Genomic DNA, 17,213 nt, shown 5'->3' with positions numbered 1-17,213 from the left:
GCCGCTCGTCGCACCTCTATCGCCAAAGTAAAATTTAGCCGAGCTTTTCTGACTTAAACGCCCTTTTTACCGTCATATAAAAGCCACTAAAGATAAAAAGCGCCATACAAAGCGAAACGAGCGACCATAAAATTTTACCCGCGAGCCCGAAAAAATAGCCCGTGTGAAGCTGATAGTTCGCGTCTTTAAACTCGCCCACGGTGATACCCTCCGTCTGCTTCTGCTGCGCGACTTTGCCCTCCTTTAGCTTCACGCTCGCGCCTTTTGGACGCGCGGTGGCTGGCGCATCTGGCTCATAATACCTGACGTCGATCTTATCTGACGCCGCGAGCATTAAGGTAAATTCTTTATACTCTATGCCACTTGATCTGAATATCTCATAAGCCCTCTGCGCGTCGCTAAATTTATACGTAGCGGGCTTTTTGCCCTCCTCTTTAGCAGATGCGGCGGCGTGATCTTTAGAAGCGGCGGCTTTAGGCGCGCTAGCTTGCGGCAAATTTTGCGAACTTACGAAAAGCTTCATCACCGCGTCGTTATACCAGCTATACGACCAGTTAAGCCCGGTCAAACAGATGAGAAGGTAAACTACCGCGCTTAGAGTACCCAGGCTCGTGTGTAAATTGTAAAAAAGAGCGTATTTTTTGAGTTTAAAATTCGGCTTTATCGCCTCGATAAATTTACGCCTAAGCCTTGGGAAATGCAGCCAGACGCCGCTTATTACGAGCAGTATCATCGCCACGACGCTCGCGCCCACGATCTGTTTGCCGATCTCAGCTGCGGTTTTATTGCCACTTAGCGCTAGACCCAAATTTCGATGCAACGCCATCACCGTTAGCACAAAGCCCGTGCCGCGATCCTTGCCAATGATCTGCGCGGTATACGGATTGATCAGATACGCATCGCTTCTGCTTGCGTAAACGACGAAGGCTTCGTCAGCGCTTTTGGGCACGACGAGCCTGACGGGCTGTTTAACGCCCGTTTGCTCGCTAAAGCTTTGCAGAATTTTTTCCACGCTTTGCATTTCGCCCGTCTTTTCGACCTTTTTAGAGCCCGCGTTTATTAGCGCCTCAAACTCGTGCTGATACGACAAAATCGCGCCCGTAACGCCAATGATAAGCAGCGGGATAGAAAAAACGATCGATAAAATAAGATGGACGTTAAACAAAATTTTATTGCGCTTCAAAAGCGAGCTCATTGTAGATCCTTGCGAGATGAATTCAATCTTTATTTGATTGAGGTTCGCAATTATATTGTGCGATTTTAAATATTTAGATAATTATCATTAAGATTTAGGATGCGAAATTTTAAGGCACGTTATGGCATCGCAAGAGCGCCTAGGCACCTCGCGTAATGTCATAAACTGCATATTTCAGAATATCAAAGCTAAAAATTTAATCCGCCTTTCGCGCGGCTAGATCACGCTAGCGAGATAAAATTCTAATCGCGATTTATAAAAAGCGCGCTTAGAATCTCGTAAATTTAGAAATTTTGCGCTAAAATTGCCAAAGACGCGAGCTTGCGCAATCCAAAAAACAAGGTCATTATTATGTCGCAAAGTATAACCGAGTTTGCTTCGATAATCCTTTATGTTACGATAGGCTTTTGCCTTCTTGTTTCATTGCTTGATAAAAATAGATCATTCAAAACCGTAGATCACGGAACTCTGTTTATCTCCACCGATCCGCTTTTAAAAATGCAGATGTTTATAATATTCCTAAGCTTCGGCGTAGTCACTCTATCCAGCTCGCACGTAGCAAAACATAACGGCGAGCCGATACCCTGCTTTTACATCCACGATAAAGTTTGCTCGCAAGAATACAAAGCGGCAGGCATAAATTTAAGATGCTTCGAAGAAGGCGATCCCAGATGTGTGGATGGATATCTGCAAATAAGCGAGCCTAGACTAATACTCGGCAAAATCATATCTGTCTGCGCCATAATTTTTTCCTTTATCGTGCTAATTCAAAAAGGAATCAGAATAGATAAAAGCGGCATCTGCAAAGAATGGGAGGTTCTGCCGTTTAGGCATACGGAAAAGATATACTTTGATGAGATGAACTACGCCACATGGTTTATAAGAGGCGTAAAAATAATCAGCATACGAGGCAAAATTAGCGGCGTTAAATTCGGGGCGGGATATTTGTATGCACAAAAGGATATAGATTTTTTGCAAAATTTTATATTAGAAAAGCTCGCTGAAATTTCAAAAGCTAAAGCAGCCGAGCGAAACGCTTGAGCTTAATTTAACGCTAAAAATATCTAAATTCAAGGCGGCGGCATGATATTTTTATATTTGATATTCGGCATAAATCTTTTACTGTTTGGACTTGCCATTTTAAAAAGCATGGTTTTTAAAAGCAAGGTCTCTTATAAAACCGTGCAAAAGGGCGCCTGGCTCATACCTCCTAGCCCCATAGCAAAAACTATGCTTATCGTGCTATTTTTATCCTGGGGTTCGTTGGTGGCGTTTGATGAGCCTTGGATAAAAACAACAAGAGGCGGAGGTAAAGTTGCATGCTTTGATGCAAACGACCCTTTATGCGTAGGCGGGCATATGCAAAGAGGCGACGACGAGACCGCACTCGTGATCGTGATGGGTCTTGCAATGATGCTAATTGCCATACTGCCGTTATCCGAAAAAGGCGTCATCATAGATAGCCGCACCGTAAGGAAAGAGTGGAGATTTTTGTCGTTTAAATTTAGCACAAAGATCGATATAGAAAATGCCCTTACGGAGAAGGGGATGAGGGGCGAGATGCCGATTTTGATAGTAGAAGACGGGCAAAGCGGCAAAAATTTTACGCTCTCATTCCCATACGCACAGCAAGATATAAAATTTATCGAAGCAGAGATAAGAAAGAGGCGCTATAAGATGATGAAATCAAAAGAGGCGACCCCCCCCAAATCCGCGCTCAAAAAAACTATAAGCTTAAAAGGCGCGAATGAGCGCGCAAACATAGAAATTCTAAAAAACGACAAAGAGGGCGCGGGCAATTAAATTTTAAATTTAGCCACGCGCGAGCAATAGCTGTAAAAATTTATGACAATGCGGCAAAGTGGCACAATGATCGCGAGCAGTAGCTACATTTATGACAAGCCGTGGCGAAACGGCGCAATGATCGCGCGAACAAGTCCAACGCTAGCCCAAAAAGACGAATCCAAAGCAAGCCTAAAAAGACGAGCCGGGTACTTAAAATTTAACTCGCGATTTTAAAATCCGAAATTCTAAATCGCTCCGCCTAAATTTAGCTTATTTTTTACATAAAATTCGTAAAATTACAATTTTTAATTTACAAAAAAGGACACAGATGAATAAAAGTTTGGAATTCAGAGCCGACATCGGAATGCTCTTCGTGGCGATCGCTTTTGGGCTCGGGTATCTGCCCACCTCGCAGGCGCTTGCGAGCAACAACGTCTTCGTGCTGCTATTTTGGCGCTTTTTCGCCGCGAGCATCATCGCAGGCGCGATATTTTTCCCAAAGCTCAAAGCGCTCACTTCGCGCGAGATCAAGCACGGCGCGGTGCTTAGCCTGTTTTTATTCGCGGGCTTTACGTCGCAGACCTTTGCCTTTAAATTTGCGCAAAGCTCCTCCGTGGCGTTCATCATCGGCCTAAACGTCGCGCTCGTGCCCTTCATCGCCGCGGCGCTATTTAGGCACAAAATTTATTCCTACGCCTACGCGGGCATCGCGCTCGCGATCGCTGGGCTCTATCTCATCGGCGATACGCAGCTTGGGCTCGGCAAGGGCGAAGCGCTGGCGCTAGTCTGCGCGTGCGCGTATTCGTTTCACATCGTGCTGACCAACCGCTTCGTGCAAAGCTGCGACGTAGCGGGCATTGCCTACGTACAGATCCTCTGCTTAAGCGTGCTTTGCTGCTTTGCGGCGATCTTTTTTGAAAAGGTCAGCATCGTGCCGGTGATGGATCGAAGCTTTTTCGTCGCGATGGCGGTGATCTGCCTGCTGGGGACGGTTTTTGGCTTTTTTGCGCAGGCTTTGATGCAAAAATACACGACGCCCGTCAAAACCGCTCTATTTTTCACGCTTGAGCCCGTAACGGCGGGCATCATGGGTGTATTCGTGGGCGGCGAGAGGCTAAGCGCGATGCAAATTTTAGGCGCGGCGCTCATCCTTGCAGGCGTTTTGATAAGCGAGATCGGAAGCTACTTCAGCGCAAAACGGAGCAGATCCGCAGACGCTTGATTTTGCGGCGTTATAAAATTCCGTGCTGCATAAAATTCTACTCCTTTAAAATTCCACAGCGAAATTCTGCGCCGCGCATAATTCTATATCACGCGGAATTTTGCGGCGTCTCTCGCAAGGATACGTTAAAATTCCGCAACAAAATTCGTATTAAAATTTACCCAGCAAAGGCGTGCGGCGAAGCTTTAGCGATAAAATTTCATTGCTTAAGCGATACAATAGTAAAATAACAAAATTTTAACAAAGGAGCCCCTATGAAAAAAATCATCTTTCTTGTTGCCGCGCTTGCGGGCATACTGTTTGCTAAAAGCGTAGAGCTAGAGACGCCACTCAATCATAAAGACGGCGCAAATCACCTGGAATTGGTACTGATCTTAGATAAATCAGGCTCGATGAGCGGGCTTGAGAGCGATACGATCGGCGGATTTAACTCGATGATAGAAAAGGAGCGCAAAGAGGGCATCGACGCCAGCGTCACGACCGTGCTTTTCGATACTAAATTTAACGTCATCCACGACCGCACGCCGCTTAAAAAGGTCGAAAACCTAACGTCTAAAGAGTACTACGCCGGCGGCAATACAGCGCTATTAGACGCGATCGGCAGCACGATAGCGCGTATCGAGCGGGTGCCAGACATCTATGCCAAAAACAATCGCGTGCTTTTCGTCATCATCACCGACGGGATGGAGAACTCGAGCCGCGAATACTCCAGAGCGCAGATTAAGAAGATGATTAGCGACAAGCAGGAAAAATACGACTGGGAATTTATCTTTTTAGGCGCTAATATTGACGCCGCGAGCGAAGCGCAAAGCATCGGCATCAGAAGCGAAAACGCCCTAAAATACGAGAATTCCAAAGAGGGCGTGAGTAAAAATTTCGAAGCGGCGGCCGAGATATCCAAAGACGTAGCGACCGACAATAAAGCAAACTCGAAATGGCGCGACAAGGTGCTACAAGATAAAAAATAGAAAATCTCGAGGCGAGGCGCGCTAGAAATGAAGTGTCGCTACGGAAACGAGCGGCGGCACTAAAATAGGCGGCGATGTGCAGCGTGCGGCACAAAACGAGCTTTAGTAAAAAACACGGGCGGCGGTGCGGAAACAGATAGTGTGCCGGGTCGCTTGCCAAAAAATTTAACGCGAATATGTGCCGCAAGAAAAACAGAGCGCGCGAGGAATAAAACGGCGTGAAGCGGAGCCGAAAACTACGTGAGCCTAGCGGTACGGCGCGCGTATTGATTTTTACTCGGCGCATTTTAAAATTTTATTTTGATTTTTTCATACAGCGCGCGATATTGCTTTTGCCGGCGTTGCTTTGTTGCGGCAAGAAATTTGCTCGCCAAATTTAAACGCTTCGCGAAGGGCGCCGAATTTGCAGCGAGCAAGCCGTATTTCGCAGACGAAGCTAAATTTACGGCGAGCAAATTCCGCTTTTTGCAGGCGATAGATGAATTTTGCCCTTTGCAAGCGGCGCTAAATTTTAAAATTTCGCCGCCGCAAAACGGGCGCAGCTACTAAGCGCGGCTGAATTAAAATTTCGTAAATTTAAAGAGGAGGAAGCTTATGAAGGTATCGGAGATCGACACACCGGCGCTGCTGATCGATCGCGAAATCGTGCTTCGCAACCTGCAAAAGATACAAAACTACGCAGACGCCGCGGGCGTGAGCCTGCGCCCACACACCAAAACGCACAAAATGCCATATTTCGCGAAGCTGCAAGAAAGTATCGGCGCTGCGGGCATCACGGTCGCCAAAACGGGCGAGGCCGAGATCATGGCGGCAAACGGGCTGAAAGATATATTTATCGCAAATGAGATCGCGGGCGAGCTGAAATTTCAGCGCATCATCGCGCTTTTGCGCGCGGGGATAAACTTAAGCTTCGGCGCGGATAGCATAGAGCAGGCGCACCTGATAGAGCGTGCCTTTGAGCGCAGCGGCACGAAGGCCTGCGTGCTTGCCGAGATCGAAGTGGGCGAAAATCGCTCGGGCTTCGTGGAAAAGCAGGATTTTGCGGCGTTTATAAAATTTATAAAAGGCTGCAAAAATATCGAATTCCGCGGCGTGTTCTCCCACGACGGCCACTCCTACAAGGCCGCTGGTAAAAGCGAATGCGAGCGCATCCATCTAGCCGCGCAGCGCCGCATGCTAGAGTTTGCGGATATCGCGCGCGAGCTGGCTCTGCCCGCACGCGTCGTTAGTATCGGCTCGACACCCTCGCTCATAAACGATTTTGAAATTTTAAAAGGCGTCACCGAGATCCGCCCGGGCACCTATATCTTTATGGACGCCTCGCAGGCGCAGGCGTACGGCGATTATTCGATGAATGCGGCGAGCATCCTTACGACCGTCATCAGCAGACCTACGGCGGATCGCATCATCACCGACGTCGGCGCCAAGGGGCTCACGCAGCAAAGGCGCACCGAGGGCTTTACGGCAACGCCGGGGCTCGGGCGCATAAAGGGCACGGATGTGTGGATAAAGGGCATTTACGACGAGCATGCGATCATCTACGACAGAGCGCTGCGAGACGCCGTGCGCGTGGGCGATCGGCTCGAAATTTATCCGAACCACATCTGCCCCGTCGTAAATTTGCACGAGTTCGCCCACCTCGTTAGCGGCGGCGAGGTCATAGAAAAGATCCCCGTGCTATGCAGAGGCAAGCTGCAATGAGCGGGAAATTTAGAGGCGCGACGAGGTAAAATTTTAGCTTCGGTAGAGCCTGGCTAAATTTAGCCGCTCAGGCTGTGGCGCAAAGCGCGCCGAATTTGACGACGAAATTTAACGAAAGGCGAAAATGAGACTTTGGACGATAAGTTTTAAATATCTCGATGCAAAGGGGCTAGTCGCACTTTGGCGAGAGGCGCTGCTAACCAAAAACGTGCTGGCGGGGCTAACTAAAGGCTACAAAAATCACCCGCAGCTTGACCGCTTTTACGCACACGAAAACGCGCTAGAGGCGGTAAATGCGTATCTGGCGGAAGTTTATGAGGAGGGCTGCGCTCGCGGGTATAAATTTGACGCCGCGAAGGTGGGCGAATTTGACGCGCGAAATTTGGCTAAAATCAGCGTCGCTCGCGGTCAGATCGAGTATGAATTCGCATTTTTGCAAGAGAAGCTAAAATCGCGCGATATCAAGGCTTACGAGCGAAATTTAAGCGTAAAAAATATAGAAATCGCAGGCGTTTTTGAGGAGGTTGCAGGCGGGATCGAGCCGTGGGAGAAGGTTAAAATTTAGCTCTGTTTCGCGCAGGATTTTTGGCTTGCCTAGGCAAATTTGATCAATAAAAACGCCAAAATACGTTACGTCGATTTTCCCCTAAATTTGACGTAAAAATCTCAAATTTACGATTAGTGGCGATTCGCCAAAAAGGCAAGCAATTTTATCCGCTTTGGCGAGAAATTATGGGCAATTCGTCAAATTTTAAAAGGCGAGCCTAACGTCAAATTCTCGTCAAATTCGCCTCTGTTTTTAAAAATCAAAGCCGATCCGCAAAATCCCGCACTTAAAATTTACCCGCAAGCGAGCAAATTCAGCTAAATTTTGCAAATCGGTAACTCTACTCCGCTCTCATCTGAGTACCTACGAATGCTAAGCTTAAATCACGACTAGGCCGGTGAGCTAAGCTTAAACCCCAAGACGGGCGCGCAAAAAAATGGGCGCGCAAAAAATAAAATTTCAAATCAAGCTAGTCCGCTTATAACGCCCTCGCTCGTGATCTTCATATTTAGCGCGTTAGGAACCTTCGGCAGCCCCGGCATCAGCATTATCTTGCCGCAGACGGCGACGATGAAGCCCGCTCCCGTGCGAATCTGAAGGTCCTTAACGCTGAGCTTAAAGCCGCGCGCGCCTGAGCGCCTTAGCATCGTCGCTGAAGCTATACTGCTTTGCGATGCAGACGTTTAGCCGCTCAAGCCCCAAAGCCTTGATGTGCTGTAGTGCCTTTTGCGCCTCGGGCTCGAAAACGACCTCGCTCGCGTCGTATGGTTTAAATTTTACTTCGCGGCGGCGGGCTATCCGTATTCAAAAAGCAGCGCTCATTGCATGATAAAATTTCGCCGCCTCGCGACAGCTGTCAAACGGCGCATTAAATTTAAAATTTACAAAACGCAAAATTTCAAAATTTCGCGTAGAGTGGTATCCCTACACGGCGCGCTGCCAAATTTCTACGCAAAAGCAGCCTTCGCAAAAGCGGTATATCAGGCGGTAGCCCGCCTGCCGTGCACTATGGCGTATTACGCGCAGCACGAAGCCATGCGCGATCACCGCCGTATCCGTCTCTAGCAAAGATGGCACCATATCAAGCGCCCGCCGCCGTTCCTCTTTCGCGCTTGCGTCGCTATGATTCATGCCGCACAGCCACAGCAGGCGCGAGAGCACGAGCCAACAATCAAACGGCATTTTTATTAGCGGCATGGGGAATATTCGTAGATTAAACTCGCGCAAAGCCTCTAGGTACTCTATGCCCCCGCTGCGGGAATAGCTTTTGCGCCGTAAGCGCGGCAGCGGCGACGAGCATACTCGGCTTACGCGGGCGAGCTTTTCGTATGCGACACTGCTTTTAAATTTATCGGTTTGCCACAAAGCTAAGCTTTGCGTAGCGTCATACAGGATCGCGCGCCGTGCCGCTTCTGCGGCGTCGCATACGCCGCGATCGATCAGCGGCGTAACGTGGCGGATCAGCGCTAACGTCATGATTTTGTCTCCTAAAATACGAGCCCGCTAAGAACTTGCGCCGTTATATTTCCGCTCCCACAGGATACTTAATGTTTAGATTTGCACTATTTATGCGAAATCTGCTATGGTTCTTACTCTGTAGCCACGGCGAGCGCGGGGGTCTGCTTCAAAGCATGGATTTGCGCGGCTATTTAAGCCTTTCGTAGCTTTCGCATGAGCTTTGCCATGCCCTTTCATGCTCCGCTACCGAGCTCATAAATCTATCCTTGCCGCCCAGCTCGCAGGCCTTTTTGTAGTATTCTACGGCTTTAACATTATCTATGCCCTCGTAAAGACGCGCTAAATTTAAGCACGCAAGCCAGCTGTCCGCGATATCCATATCGCAACCGCGCACATAGTAACCTACGCCCTTTATAGCGTCTTTGCGCACGCCTCTGCCTTTGATATACGCAGAGCCTGCGTTACTGCAGCCTATCGCGTGCCCGTCATTGCAGGCTTTGTCGAACAGCTCCGCCGCCTTCGCCTCATCGCGCGGCATCCCCTCTCCGCTTTGATACAAAATGCCTAAATTTACGCACGACTCCACGTCACCGCCTTTGCAAGCTTTGACGTATAACGGCGCAGCCTTTAGCAGATCTTGCGGCACGCCCCAGCCGTAATTATAAATCTGTGCCAAGGCCCCGCACGCCTTCACATCGCCCTTATCGCAGGATTTTGTAGCCCTGCTTATATCGTCTGCGGTGATTTCAAAATTTTCGGCTAGCGCGAAATTTGCGGAAAGCGCCGCGATAAGCGCTAGAACTGAAATTTTATTTTTCATTTTCGTCCTTTTTGATTTTTTAAGATCGCCCGTCAAGCCTAAGGCGCGGATTTATCGTTAAGGCACAGTTTGATCGCTAGAGTTCGGATTTGTTCTCGCCCTCTCTTTGCTTTTTAACGCCTCGTAAATTTCATCGACGCCGCTTAGATTTTGATCCAAAACCTCTCTCGCCTTTTTTAGCGTGCGTGCGCCAAAAATCCCATCCTGCTTGGCTCCGATGCTTTTTTGGATATATAAAATTTTATCCTTTTGCATCGCAGCGGAATCCTTAGTCGCCCCGGAAACGGAATTTAAAGCAGGGCTTTCAGAGCCGCTAGAGCTTGCGCTCGTAGAATTTTCGTCTGCAGAATTTACGCCATAACTCGCGGAAGTGGAATTTTCGTCCTCAAAAAATGTAGGCATCCATCCTTGCAGTAGCCCTGCTGCGCCGGTTTTCGGCACATAGCCCGTATTTGCCGCGCCTCCGTAGATTGCGCTAGCTAAAACGGCGCAGAGCATGGCTTTGCAAAAGCTAGCAAACGCCGCGCCGCCTCTGCCGCAGCGATACTCTCGCGGAATTTTACGAGCTTTTACGACGCACCGCACTGCGCTTGCCAGCCACAGCACTCCTCCGCCTAACAGCCCCACAGCAGCGATTACCGCACCGCATGCAAGTGCCCAAAAATAATGCTCCGCAAAGATCATCTCGAAGCAGCCCTCGCACGCCAGCGCAGCCGCCGCGATGAGCGCGCCTCCGCCTATGCACCACACCGCGCGGTCATATCGCGGACTTAGCACGCCAAGCGCCCCAGCCATCGCTCCGCCCAAATCGCGAGCGCATTGCTGCGAAATAAAGCCCTCGCAAACGCGCATAATCGCCGCGGCGAAACTCTGCGCGCAATCCTCGCGCAAAGAACGTGGGAAAAAGAATTTCTTTAATCGTGCAAAGGGCGAAATTTTAGAATTTGACGCAGGATCTTGCGTATTCGTGCGATTTTTAAATTTTGCAGCGGCTAGATTTTCGGAATTTATTGCGGCGGAGTCTATGGAATTTGTGGAATTTTGAGCATTCAAGACACTTAAATCTCGGTAATCTCGCTCGCCGCGTAATTCGTAAAGACCCTCCGCGGCGCGATCAGAAGTGCCGCCTAAGCCCTCTTGCGAGCCGGCAAAATTAGGTCCATTCTGCGCGCGAGCTTCGCTGCTTTGCTGCCTAGCATCAAAATCGCCGGCAGAATTCTCTCCGCTTTCCGAAAGATCCGCCCCTGCAAATTTTATGCCGCCGCCTACTCCGCCTGCAAACCTGCCTTGCTCTCTGCGCGATCCCAAGTGATTATCTTCCGCGCCCATAGAATTTGCCGAAGCGCCCGCAAATTTCGTGCCCGCGAATTTTACGCTCGCGCCGCCCTCGAGATTTTCTTTGCGCGAAGCGTCTTTTGCAAGGCTCAAAGCGTCGCGATCAGCCGCGCTGCGGGCAAAATTTGCAAAGTTAAAATGTCCATCCGCGCCGCGCAACTGATCAATATTTAGCGTCTCGCCGCGCAGCTTAGCACTAGCTAGACGCATCGCCACATCCAGTGCAGGCTTTGCGCGAAATAGCGCAAAAAGGCTTTGCGCATCGCCCCACCCTAGCCTGGCGGGCGCGCTGCGTGCCGCCGCAAGCTCCGACGCAAAAATTTCGTCAAAAAAGCTAGGTCTTACGAATGTCGCGCCACCGAAGCACGCCGCATCGTAAGCCTTGCCGCAGACGGCAAAACTCAAGCGCAAAAATTCCTCCTCCGCGCTAAATACCGCTTCGCAGCCGCCCTGCACCGCTCGCAGCGAGCTTAGACGAAACAAAAGTCTGCGCGCCGCAAAACCTACGCCCTTGCTACATAAAAACTCCAGCAGCTCGCGCCCGAAAACCTGCGAGCTAGCGCCTATGCTGACGCTCGGGCGGGCATAAACGGGTACTTTGCCGGTGCGAGTGAAATACCCGCGCCCATCGCAGTGCTCGCAGCGAAAATCGCCCGCACCGCCACACTTTTCGCAGCGCAATCTGCCTGCGCCGCCGCAAGCGGGACAAATGCGCGAGCCGCTACCGCCGCAGTTAGCGCAGGGGATGAAGCGATAGCCCATAGAATTTGACGCAGAGCCTGCAGAATCACCTCCAGAAAGGCCGCGCGCATGAGCGTCCGTAGAGCTTAATGCCGCGCGGCTATATCCGCCGGTGCCCTTGCAATCGGGACAGATCAAGCGCCCGCGCCCGCCGCAGTTAGCGCACGGCGTCTTGCCTGCGCCTTCGCAGGCTTTGCAGCGTCTCCTGCCCGATCCGCCGCAATGCTCGCAACGCAGCTGAACGCTAAAGGGCTTAAAATCGTGGAATTTTATGATCTGATCCGCATTCATAGCGGCTTTTTGGGGATCTGCACGCAGGCGTAGCATAAAGGTCTCGCTTAGCTCCGCATCAGTGCTTGCCGCATGCAGACACTCGCGCGCGTGGGCTTCGAACTGCTCGATGCCAGCGAAATGCAGCTGCGCTCGCTCGCCGCCGCTTATCTGCGAGACGCTAAGCTTGCCGGCAAAGTCGTAACGCACTCCAAGCCTCGCGCTAAATCCATAAAACTCGCGATCAAGCTCGCGCAGATCGGCGCCACCGCTACGCGCTAAAGCTTTTAGTCTAGCAACAAACGCCTCTGCAAGCTCCTCTTTATCCAGCTTGTCCATGATCGCTCCTTTCTTGCAGGCACGCCACAAAGCCGCGCCGCATAAATTTTAAAATTCCTTTATTGAAATCCTGCAAATTTTGCATTTCATACAATTATACCGCGAAAGGGAATTTTAAAATTCCAAAATCTCACGCAGGATGGAATTTAGCGCCATTGCGCGCCGTAAAATCTCGCTGCAAATCAAAGCTCTAAAATAGAGCTCGATGCGAAATCTCGCACTGTGGCGCGGCGACTTACATAACTGCTGCAACAAATACGGCGCGAACGGATCGCAAAACAGAGCCGCCAGGCATACGGCGCCCGAGCGATAGCAGCGGGCATGCAAGACTTTAATTCCGCAGCAGCGCATAATTTGGCTCGCGATGATGCACGACACAGAGTAACGCGAATCAAATTTCACGCCTGCATAGAATTTTAAATTTCACAGCTAGCTCGTACGTACGCACAGCATGAAATTTAAAATTTTACGACAGCTATAGCGCAGCGTGCAGCGATCTAAATTTATGACAAGTAGCGGCGCGCAAATTTCAATCAGGCGACGGGTGCGTGGAGTACAATTTAATTTACAAGCACGGTGACATATCATCGCACAAATTTGGTCGCAGCGAGCGACACGACGCGAAAATTCATGCCGCGACGCAGCGGCTCGTAAAATTTAATCCTGTTACCGCGCAGTTATAGCCGCTTGCGCCTTTGCAAGCAGAGCAGATCAGACATCCGCGCCCACCGCAGGCGCTGCACAGCGGTGCGTTAAATTTAATCTGGGCGCCGCAAACCTCCGCCAACATGACTGATCGTACGAGCGTAAAATTTAGCTCGCCTATCGCATAATTTAACTCACGGCGGCGTATGTCGCGGCGCAAGCGCGAATTTTAGCTCGTGCGGCGATCTGCTACGCGACCGACGGATTAATTTCACGGTGCGCTCGACATGAAATTTAGAATTTCGTAGCGACACATGACACTGTGCGCAGCCGCGTGAAATTTTGAATTTCACGGCGAGCTTATGCGGCATGAAATTTTAATCTCACCGCGATAAGCTCGCAAGCTCGCGGACGGCTCGGTCTAAGACCTTGCGCTCGGTTTTTACGCGGAATTTTGCGAGCAAAATTTCAAATGCAAACCCGCGCAAATTTTGCGCAGAATTTAATGAAATTTCGCGGGACGAGCTCAGCGCGCCGAAATCCGACCAATCCGATCAATCAAAACTCGACCGGCTAAAACCCAGCGCAATAAAACCCAAGCATAGCAAAACCATGACGCAATAAAACCGGGGCGCAATAAACTCGTCGCAGCTTGAAGGCAAGATTTATTGCTACCGAAGCTTGAGGGGAAAATTTATCGCCGCTGAAGCTCGTAGCTAAATTTTACCGCCCAAGCGCGGAATTTTCGGCTTTGGCTTTGGGCGCCGAAAATAAAATTTCACGCCAGCCCGCTTATAACGCCATCGCTCGTGATCTTCATATTTAGTGCGTTAGGAACCTTCGGCAGCCCCGGCATAAGCATTATCTTGCCGCAGACGGCTACGATAAAGCCCGCTCCCGTGCGAATTTGAAGATCTTTGACGCTGAGTTTAAAGCCGCGCGCTCGCCCGAGCGCCTTAGCATCGTCGCTGAAGCTATACTGCGTCTTTGCGATGCAGACGTTTAGCCGCTCAAGTCCCAAAGCCTTGATGTGCTGCAGCGCCTTTTGCGCCTCGGGCTCGAAAACGACCTCGCTCGCGCCGTAAATTTTAGTAGCGATCTTTTCGATCTTGCTCGCCGTATCGTCGCTAAGCTCGTAGGCAAACTTCAGCTCCTTAGCGCGCTCGCACTCATCTATGACGAGGCGGGCTAGCTCAAGCGCGCCCTCGCCGCCTTTGGCGAAATTTTCGCAAATCGCCATCTGCACGCCGCGCTGCTTGCAGTAATCGCGCACGAAATCAATCTCCTCATCGCTATCAAAGCTGAAGCGATTAAGCGCCACGACCGGATTTAGCCCGAAATTTTGTAAAATTTCAATATGCCCGCCCAAATTTACGATGCCTTTTTGAAGCGCGGCAAGATCCGGGCTCGCGATACTTTCTTTATCCGCGCCGCCGTTGTATTTAAGCGAGCGGATCGTGCTGACTAACACCGCGGCATCCGGAGCGATGCTGGCGCGGCGACACTTGATGTCGATAAATTTTTCAGCCCCGAGCTCGCTTCCGAAGCCCGCCTCCGTCACGGCGTAATCGGCAAGACTTAGAGCTAACTTGCTCGCCATTATGGAGTTGCAGCCGTGCGCGATATTTGCGAAGGGTCCTCCGTGCACGAGCGCGGGCGTGTGCTCAAGGCTCTGGATGAGATTTGGTTTCATCGCGTCTTTTAGCAGGATCGCCACGGCATCCGCGCAGCCCAGATCGCGCACGTATATCGGCTCTCCCTGCGTATCGTAGGCGACCATGATGTTTGCGATGTTTTCCTTAAGCTCGGCAAGATCGTTCGAGAGGCACAGAACCGCCATTATCTCGCTAGCTGCGGTGATATTAAAGCCGTCCTCGCGCTCTACTCCGTCGGTGCGCCCGCCCTGTCCAACGGTGATGTGGCGCAGCGCGCGGTCATTCATATCCATGCAGCGCTTCCATAAAATTTTATCAATCTTTAGCGGGTTTTCTTGATACAGCGAGTTGTCGATGACCGCCGAAATGAGATTGTTTGCAGAGGTGATCGCGTGAAAATCGCCGTTAAAATGCAAATTTAGATCATCCATCGGCACCAGCTGCGAATATCCGCCGCCAGCAGCCCCTCCTTTGATACCAAAAACCGGTCCCAGCGACGGTTCGCGTAGCGCAAGGCAAACGCTTTTGCCCAGACGCTTTAGCGCGTCGGCTAGGCCGATGGAGGTCGTAGTCTTGCCCTCGCCAAACGGCGTCGGATTGGTCGCCGTGACTAAAATAAGCTTAGAAGCGCGCGAGCGCGGCTTGATGTTTAGCTTGGCTTTGTAGTGGCCGTACAGCTCGATCTCATCCTCGCCAAGCCCCAAATTTTTCGCAACGTTTGAAATTTTATCCGGCCTCGCCGCATTTGCTATTTCGATATCGCTCAACATTTTCTCTCCTTAAATTTAAAATTTTATCGCGCAGTTTTTACGCACCGCCTCTTTAAATCCGCGCATTAGCTCGCGCGCTATGCGCACCTTATCCGCCAGCCGCGCAAGATCAAAGCTCGCGCCGCGAAATTTGCCCCGGTTAAATTTCGATCTCGATGCCCACGGGGCAGTGGTCGCTGCCCATCACGTCGCTTAGGATGAAAGCATCCTTTAGCCGCGAGCGCAAATTTGCCGAGATGAAAAAATAATCGATCCGCCAGCCTACGTTTTTTGCGCGCGCGTTAAAGCGGTAGCTCCACCACGAGTAGGCGTCCCGCAGCTCGCCGCGCACGGCACGGAAGGTATCGACGAAGCCCGCCGCCTCCACCTCATCTAGCCACGCCCGCTCGATCGGCAAAAAGCCCGAGGTTTTGGAGTTTGCTTTTGGATTTGCAAGATCGATCTCACGGTGCGCGGTATTTACGTCGCCGCAAAATATCACCCCGAGCCCCTGCTCCGCGAGGCTGCGCGCGTAGGCTAGGAATTTTGCGTAAAATTCCATCTTATAGGCTAGCCGCGCCTCGTCCTTTTGGCCGTTGGGAAAGTAGATATTAAAAAGCACGACATCGCCGAAGCGGTGCTGCAGCACGCGCCCCTCGTCGTCTGGGAAAAACAGCGCCTTGCTCGTCTCGCTTTTAAATTTAGCCAGGCTCGCCACGCCCGAATATCCCGCGCGAGCGGCGGAATTTAGATCAATCTGAGAAAATCCGAGCTCGTAAAGCCCTTTCGGAGCGTCCTTTTCGCTCACCTTGATCTCTTGCAAGCCCAAAAAATCGGGATTTTGCTCCGCAAGCCACGCAAAACCGTCTTTGCCGAGCACTGCGCGCAGTCCGTTTACATTCCAACTAATCAGTTTCAAATTTAGCCTTTGGCGCAAAAATTTTGGTATGATTATACGAAATTTTGACTAAATTTAAAGGAAAATTATGCGCAATCAGCCCAAATACCGATTTTTTGCCAACTGGGGCTACGCGATGGCGGGTCTTGCCGAGATGCTGCGCAGCGAGCGTAGCTTTAGACTCGAGCTTTGCGTGTTCGTGCCGCTTCTGCTGTCGCTATTTTTTTGGAATTTCGGCGCGGTGCTAAATCTATTTTTGATCTTCGGCGCGGTCTTTACGCTCACAACCGAGTGCATAAACTCCGCCGTCGAGCGTGCGGTCGATCTTGCCACGAGCAAAATCCACCCGCTAGCCAAGGGCGCCAAAGACACCGCAAGCACGGCCGTGATGATGAGCCTATTTCTCAACGCCGCGCTGTGGGGCTACGCGCTGATAGATAAGCTATTTTAGCGGCAACTGCGTATAAAAATTTAATTTCACCGCAGCGCCTATAGATAAATGGCAAATTAAGCCTAAATTTCGTAAAATCACCGCTAAGACGCGAGGTCGCGTAATACATTAAAAGGCAAACCATGCAAAACTCAACCACGTAAATTCCGCTAAATTTAAACCGAGTCAACCAATCAAAATTTAAATTTAACGGAGAAAAACCATGAAAAGACGAGACTTTTTAAAATTAGGCGCGCTCGCGGCAGCTTCGGCGCAAGCAAAACAATTAGGTGCAGCGGCGCAGGCGATATTTGACGAGCAGATGGGGCTTTGCGCGAATAAATTCGGCGCGTTTTACGTAAAAACCATCGGCGGCAGGGTCGTGGGCACAGAGCCCTTCGAGGGCGACGCGATGCCTACGGTGCTAAACAACGCCCTAAGCGATCACATCCAAA

Annotated in this window: 16 protein-coding genes and 1 pseudogene; 9 read left to right on the top strand and 8 right to left on the bottom strand. The window is 50.6% G+C overall.

What is annotated here, in order from left to right; translation table 11 throughout:
- Positions 1 to 34: 34 nt before the first annotated feature.
- On the bottom strand, positions 35 to 1,195 hold the full coding sequence (locus tag Q0117_RS04975) for a PepSY-associated TM helix domain-containing protein (RefSeq protein WP_297923356.1): 1,161 nt from the start codon (positions 1,193 to 1,195) through the stop codon (positions 35 to 37).
- A gap of 351 nt (positions 1,196 to 1,546) precedes the next feature.
- Here Q0117_RS04975 and Q0117_RS04970 point away from each other — a divergent pair, with 351 nt between their 5' ends.
- The 7 genes from Q0117_RS04970 to Q0117_RS04940 all read left to right on the top strand — a co-directional run bounded on the left by Q0117_RS04970 (position 1,547) and on the right by Q0117_RS04940 (position 7,436).
- Positions 1,547 to 2,236: a hypothetical protein gene (locus Q0117_RS04970; protein WP_297923353.1), complete on the top strand. Its 690-nt coding sequence runs from the start codon at positions 1,547 to 1,549 to the stop codon at positions 2,234 to 2,236.
- 42 nt (positions 2,237 to 2,278) lie between these two features.
- Positions 2,279 to 2,998, top strand: a complete 720-nt coding sequence (locus Q0117_RS04965; RefSeq protein WP_297923350.1) for a hypothetical protein — start codon at positions 2,279 to 2,281, stop codon at positions 2,996 to 2,998.
- A 310-nt stretch (positions 2,999 to 3,308) separates the two neighbouring features.
- A complete protein-coding gene (locus Q0117_RS04960; RefSeq protein WP_297923347.1) occupies positions 3,309 to 4,202 on the top strand; it encodes a DMT family transporter in 894 nt (297 codons plus the stop codon).
- 254 nt (positions 4,203 to 4,456) lie between these two features.
- On the top strand, positions 4,457 to 5,170 hold the full coding sequence (locus tag Q0117_RS04955; RefSeq protein ID WP_297923344.1) for a vWA domain-containing protein: 714 nt from the start codon (positions 4,457 to 4,459) through the stop codon (positions 5,168 to 5,170).
- A 363-nt stretch (positions 5,171 to 5,533) separates the two neighbouring features.
- Complete coding sequence (locus tag Q0117_RS04950; RefSeq protein WP_297923342.1) at positions 5,534 to 5,719, top strand: hypothetical protein; 186 nt, start codon at positions 5,534 to 5,536, stop codon at positions 5,717 to 5,719.
- A 45-nt stretch (positions 5,720 to 5,764) separates the two neighbouring features.
- Entirely contained in the window at positions 5,765 to 6,871 is a 1,107-nt protein-coding gene (locus tag Q0117_RS04945; protein ID WP_297923339.1) for an alanine racemase, read from the top strand.
- Between the two features lie 124 nt (positions 6,872 to 6,995).
- On the top strand, positions 6,996 to 7,436 hold the full coding sequence (locus Q0117_RS04940; protein ID WP_297923337.1) for a pyrimidine dimer DNA glycosylase/endonuclease V: 441 nt from the start codon (positions 6,996 to 6,998) through the stop codon (positions 7,434 to 7,436).
- Between the two features lie 446 nt (positions 7,437 to 7,882).
- On the opposite strand, the pseudogene Q0117_RS04935 reads toward Q0117_RS04940, so the two are convergent.
- The 7 genes and pseudogenes from Q0117_RS04935 to Q0117_RS04905 form a co-directional block, all read right to left on the bottom strand.
- Positions 7,883 to 8,216: pseudogene (locus Q0117_RS04935) on the bottom strand (formate--tetrahydrofolate ligase).
- Positions 8,217 to 8,342: 126 nt separating this feature from the next.
- Positions 8,343 to 8,894, bottom strand: coding sequence for a hypothetical protein (locus Q0117_RS04930; RefSeq protein ID WP_297923334.1), 552 nt, complete (start codon positions 8,892 to 8,894; stop codon positions 8,343 to 8,345).
- A gap of 169 nt (positions 8,895 to 9,063) precedes the next feature.
- Entirely contained in the window at positions 9,064 to 9,696 is a 633-nt protein-coding gene (locus Q0117_RS04925) for a tetratricopeptide repeat protein (RefSeq protein WP_297923332.1), read from the bottom strand.
- A 57-nt stretch (positions 9,697 to 9,753) separates the two neighbouring features.
- The gene (locus Q0117_RS04920; protein ID WP_297923329.1) at positions 9,754 to 12,381 is read right to left on the bottom strand and encodes a hypothetical protein; all 2,628 of its coding nucleotides are present in this window, start codon (positions 12,379 to 12,381) and stop codon (positions 9,754 to 9,756) included.
- A 628-nt stretch (positions 12,382 to 13,009) separates the two neighbouring features.
- Positions 13,010 to 13,171, bottom strand: coding sequence for a hypothetical protein (locus Q0117_RS04915; protein WP_297923326.1), 162 nt, complete (start codon positions 13,169 to 13,171; stop codon positions 13,010 to 13,012).
- 633 nt (positions 13,172 to 13,804) lie between these two features.
- Positions 13,805 to 15,451, bottom strand: coding sequence for a formate--tetrahydrofolate ligase (locus tag Q0117_RS04910; RefSeq protein ID WP_297923323.1), 1,647 nt, complete (start codon positions 15,449 to 15,451; stop codon positions 13,805 to 13,807).
- Between the two features lie 139 nt (positions 15,452 to 15,590).
- The gene (locus Q0117_RS04905; protein ID WP_177386736.1) at positions 15,591 to 16,349 is read right to left on the bottom strand and encodes an exodeoxyribonuclease III; all 759 of its coding nucleotides are present in this window, start codon (positions 16,347 to 16,349) and stop codon (positions 15,591 to 15,593) included.
- Between the two features lie 67 nt (positions 16,350 to 16,416).
- On the opposite strand from Q0117_RS04905, the gene Q0117_RS04900 reads away from it, so the two are divergent.
- A complete protein-coding gene (locus Q0117_RS04900; protein ID WP_297923319.1) occupies positions 16,417 to 16,779 on the top strand; it encodes a diacylglycerol kinase in 363 nt (120 codons plus the stop codon).
- Positions 16,780 to 16,981: 202 nt separating this feature from the next.
- On the top strand, positions 16,982 to 17,213 hold a 232-nt coding region (locus Q0117_RS04895), incomplete at its 3' end, for a hypothetical protein (RefSeq protein ID WP_297923315.1).

This window comes from uncultured Campylobacter sp. (assembly GCF_937997535.1).
GTDB lineage: Bacteria > Campylobacterota > Campylobacteria > Campylobacterales > Campylobacteraceae > Campylobacter_B.
The sequence above is the reverse complement of the archived record's forward strand: the minus strand, read 5'-3'. Positions and strand labels throughout refer to the sequence as shown.

Bases quoted from the DNA above. Each gene is read 5' to 3' on its own strand.
- Q0117_RS04975 (WP_297923356.1), bottom strand. From the start codon at position 1,195: ATGAGCTCGCTTTTGAAGCGCAATAAAATTTTGTTTAACGTCCATCTT.
- Q0117_RS04970 (WP_297923353.1), top strand. From the start codon at position 1,547: ATGTCGCAAAGTATAACCGAGTTTGCTTCGATAATCCTTTATGTTACG.
- Q0117_RS04965 (WP_297923350.1), top strand. From the start codon at position 2,279: ATGATATTTTTATATTTGATATTCGGCATAAATCTTTTACTGTTTGGA.
- Q0117_RS04960 (WP_297923347.1), top strand. From the start codon at position 3,309: ATGAATAAAAGTTTGGAATTCAGAGCCGACATCGGAATGCTCTTCGTG.
- Q0117_RS04955 (WP_297923344.1), top strand. From the start codon at position 4,457: ATGAAAAAAATCATCTTTCTTGTTGCCGCGCTTGCGGGCATACTGTTT.
- Q0117_RS04945 (WP_297923339.1), top strand. From the start codon at position 5,765: ATGAAGGTATCGGAGATCGACACACCGGCGCTGCTGATCGATCGCGAA.
- Q0117_RS04940 (WP_297923337.1), top strand. From the start codon at position 6,996: ATGAGACTTTGGACGATAAGTTTTAAATATCTCGATGCAAAGGGGCTA.
- Q0117_RS04930 (WP_297923334.1), bottom strand. From the start codon at position 8,894: ATGACGTTAGCGCTGATCCGCCACGTTACGCCGCTGATCGATCGCGGC.
- Q0117_RS04925 (WP_297923332.1), bottom strand. From the start codon at position 9,696: ATGAAAAATAAAATTTCAGTTCTAGCGCTTATCGCGGCGCTTTCCGCA.
- Q0117_RS04920 (WP_297923329.1), bottom strand. From the start codon at position 12,381: ATGGACAAGCTGGATAAAGAGGAGCTTGCAGAGGCGTTTGTTGCTAGA.
- Q0117_RS04915 (WP_297923326.1), bottom strand. From the start codon at position 13,171: ATGTTGGCGGAGGTTTGCGGCGCCCAGATTAAATTTAACGCACCGCTG.
- Q0117_RS04910 (WP_297923323.1), bottom strand. From the start codon at position 15,451: ATGTTGAGCGATATCGAAATAGCAAATGCGGCGAGGCCGGATAAAATT.
- Q0117_RS04900 (WP_297923319.1), top strand. From the start codon at position 16,417: ATGCGCAATCAGCCCAAATACCGATTTTTTGCCAACTGGGGCTACGCG.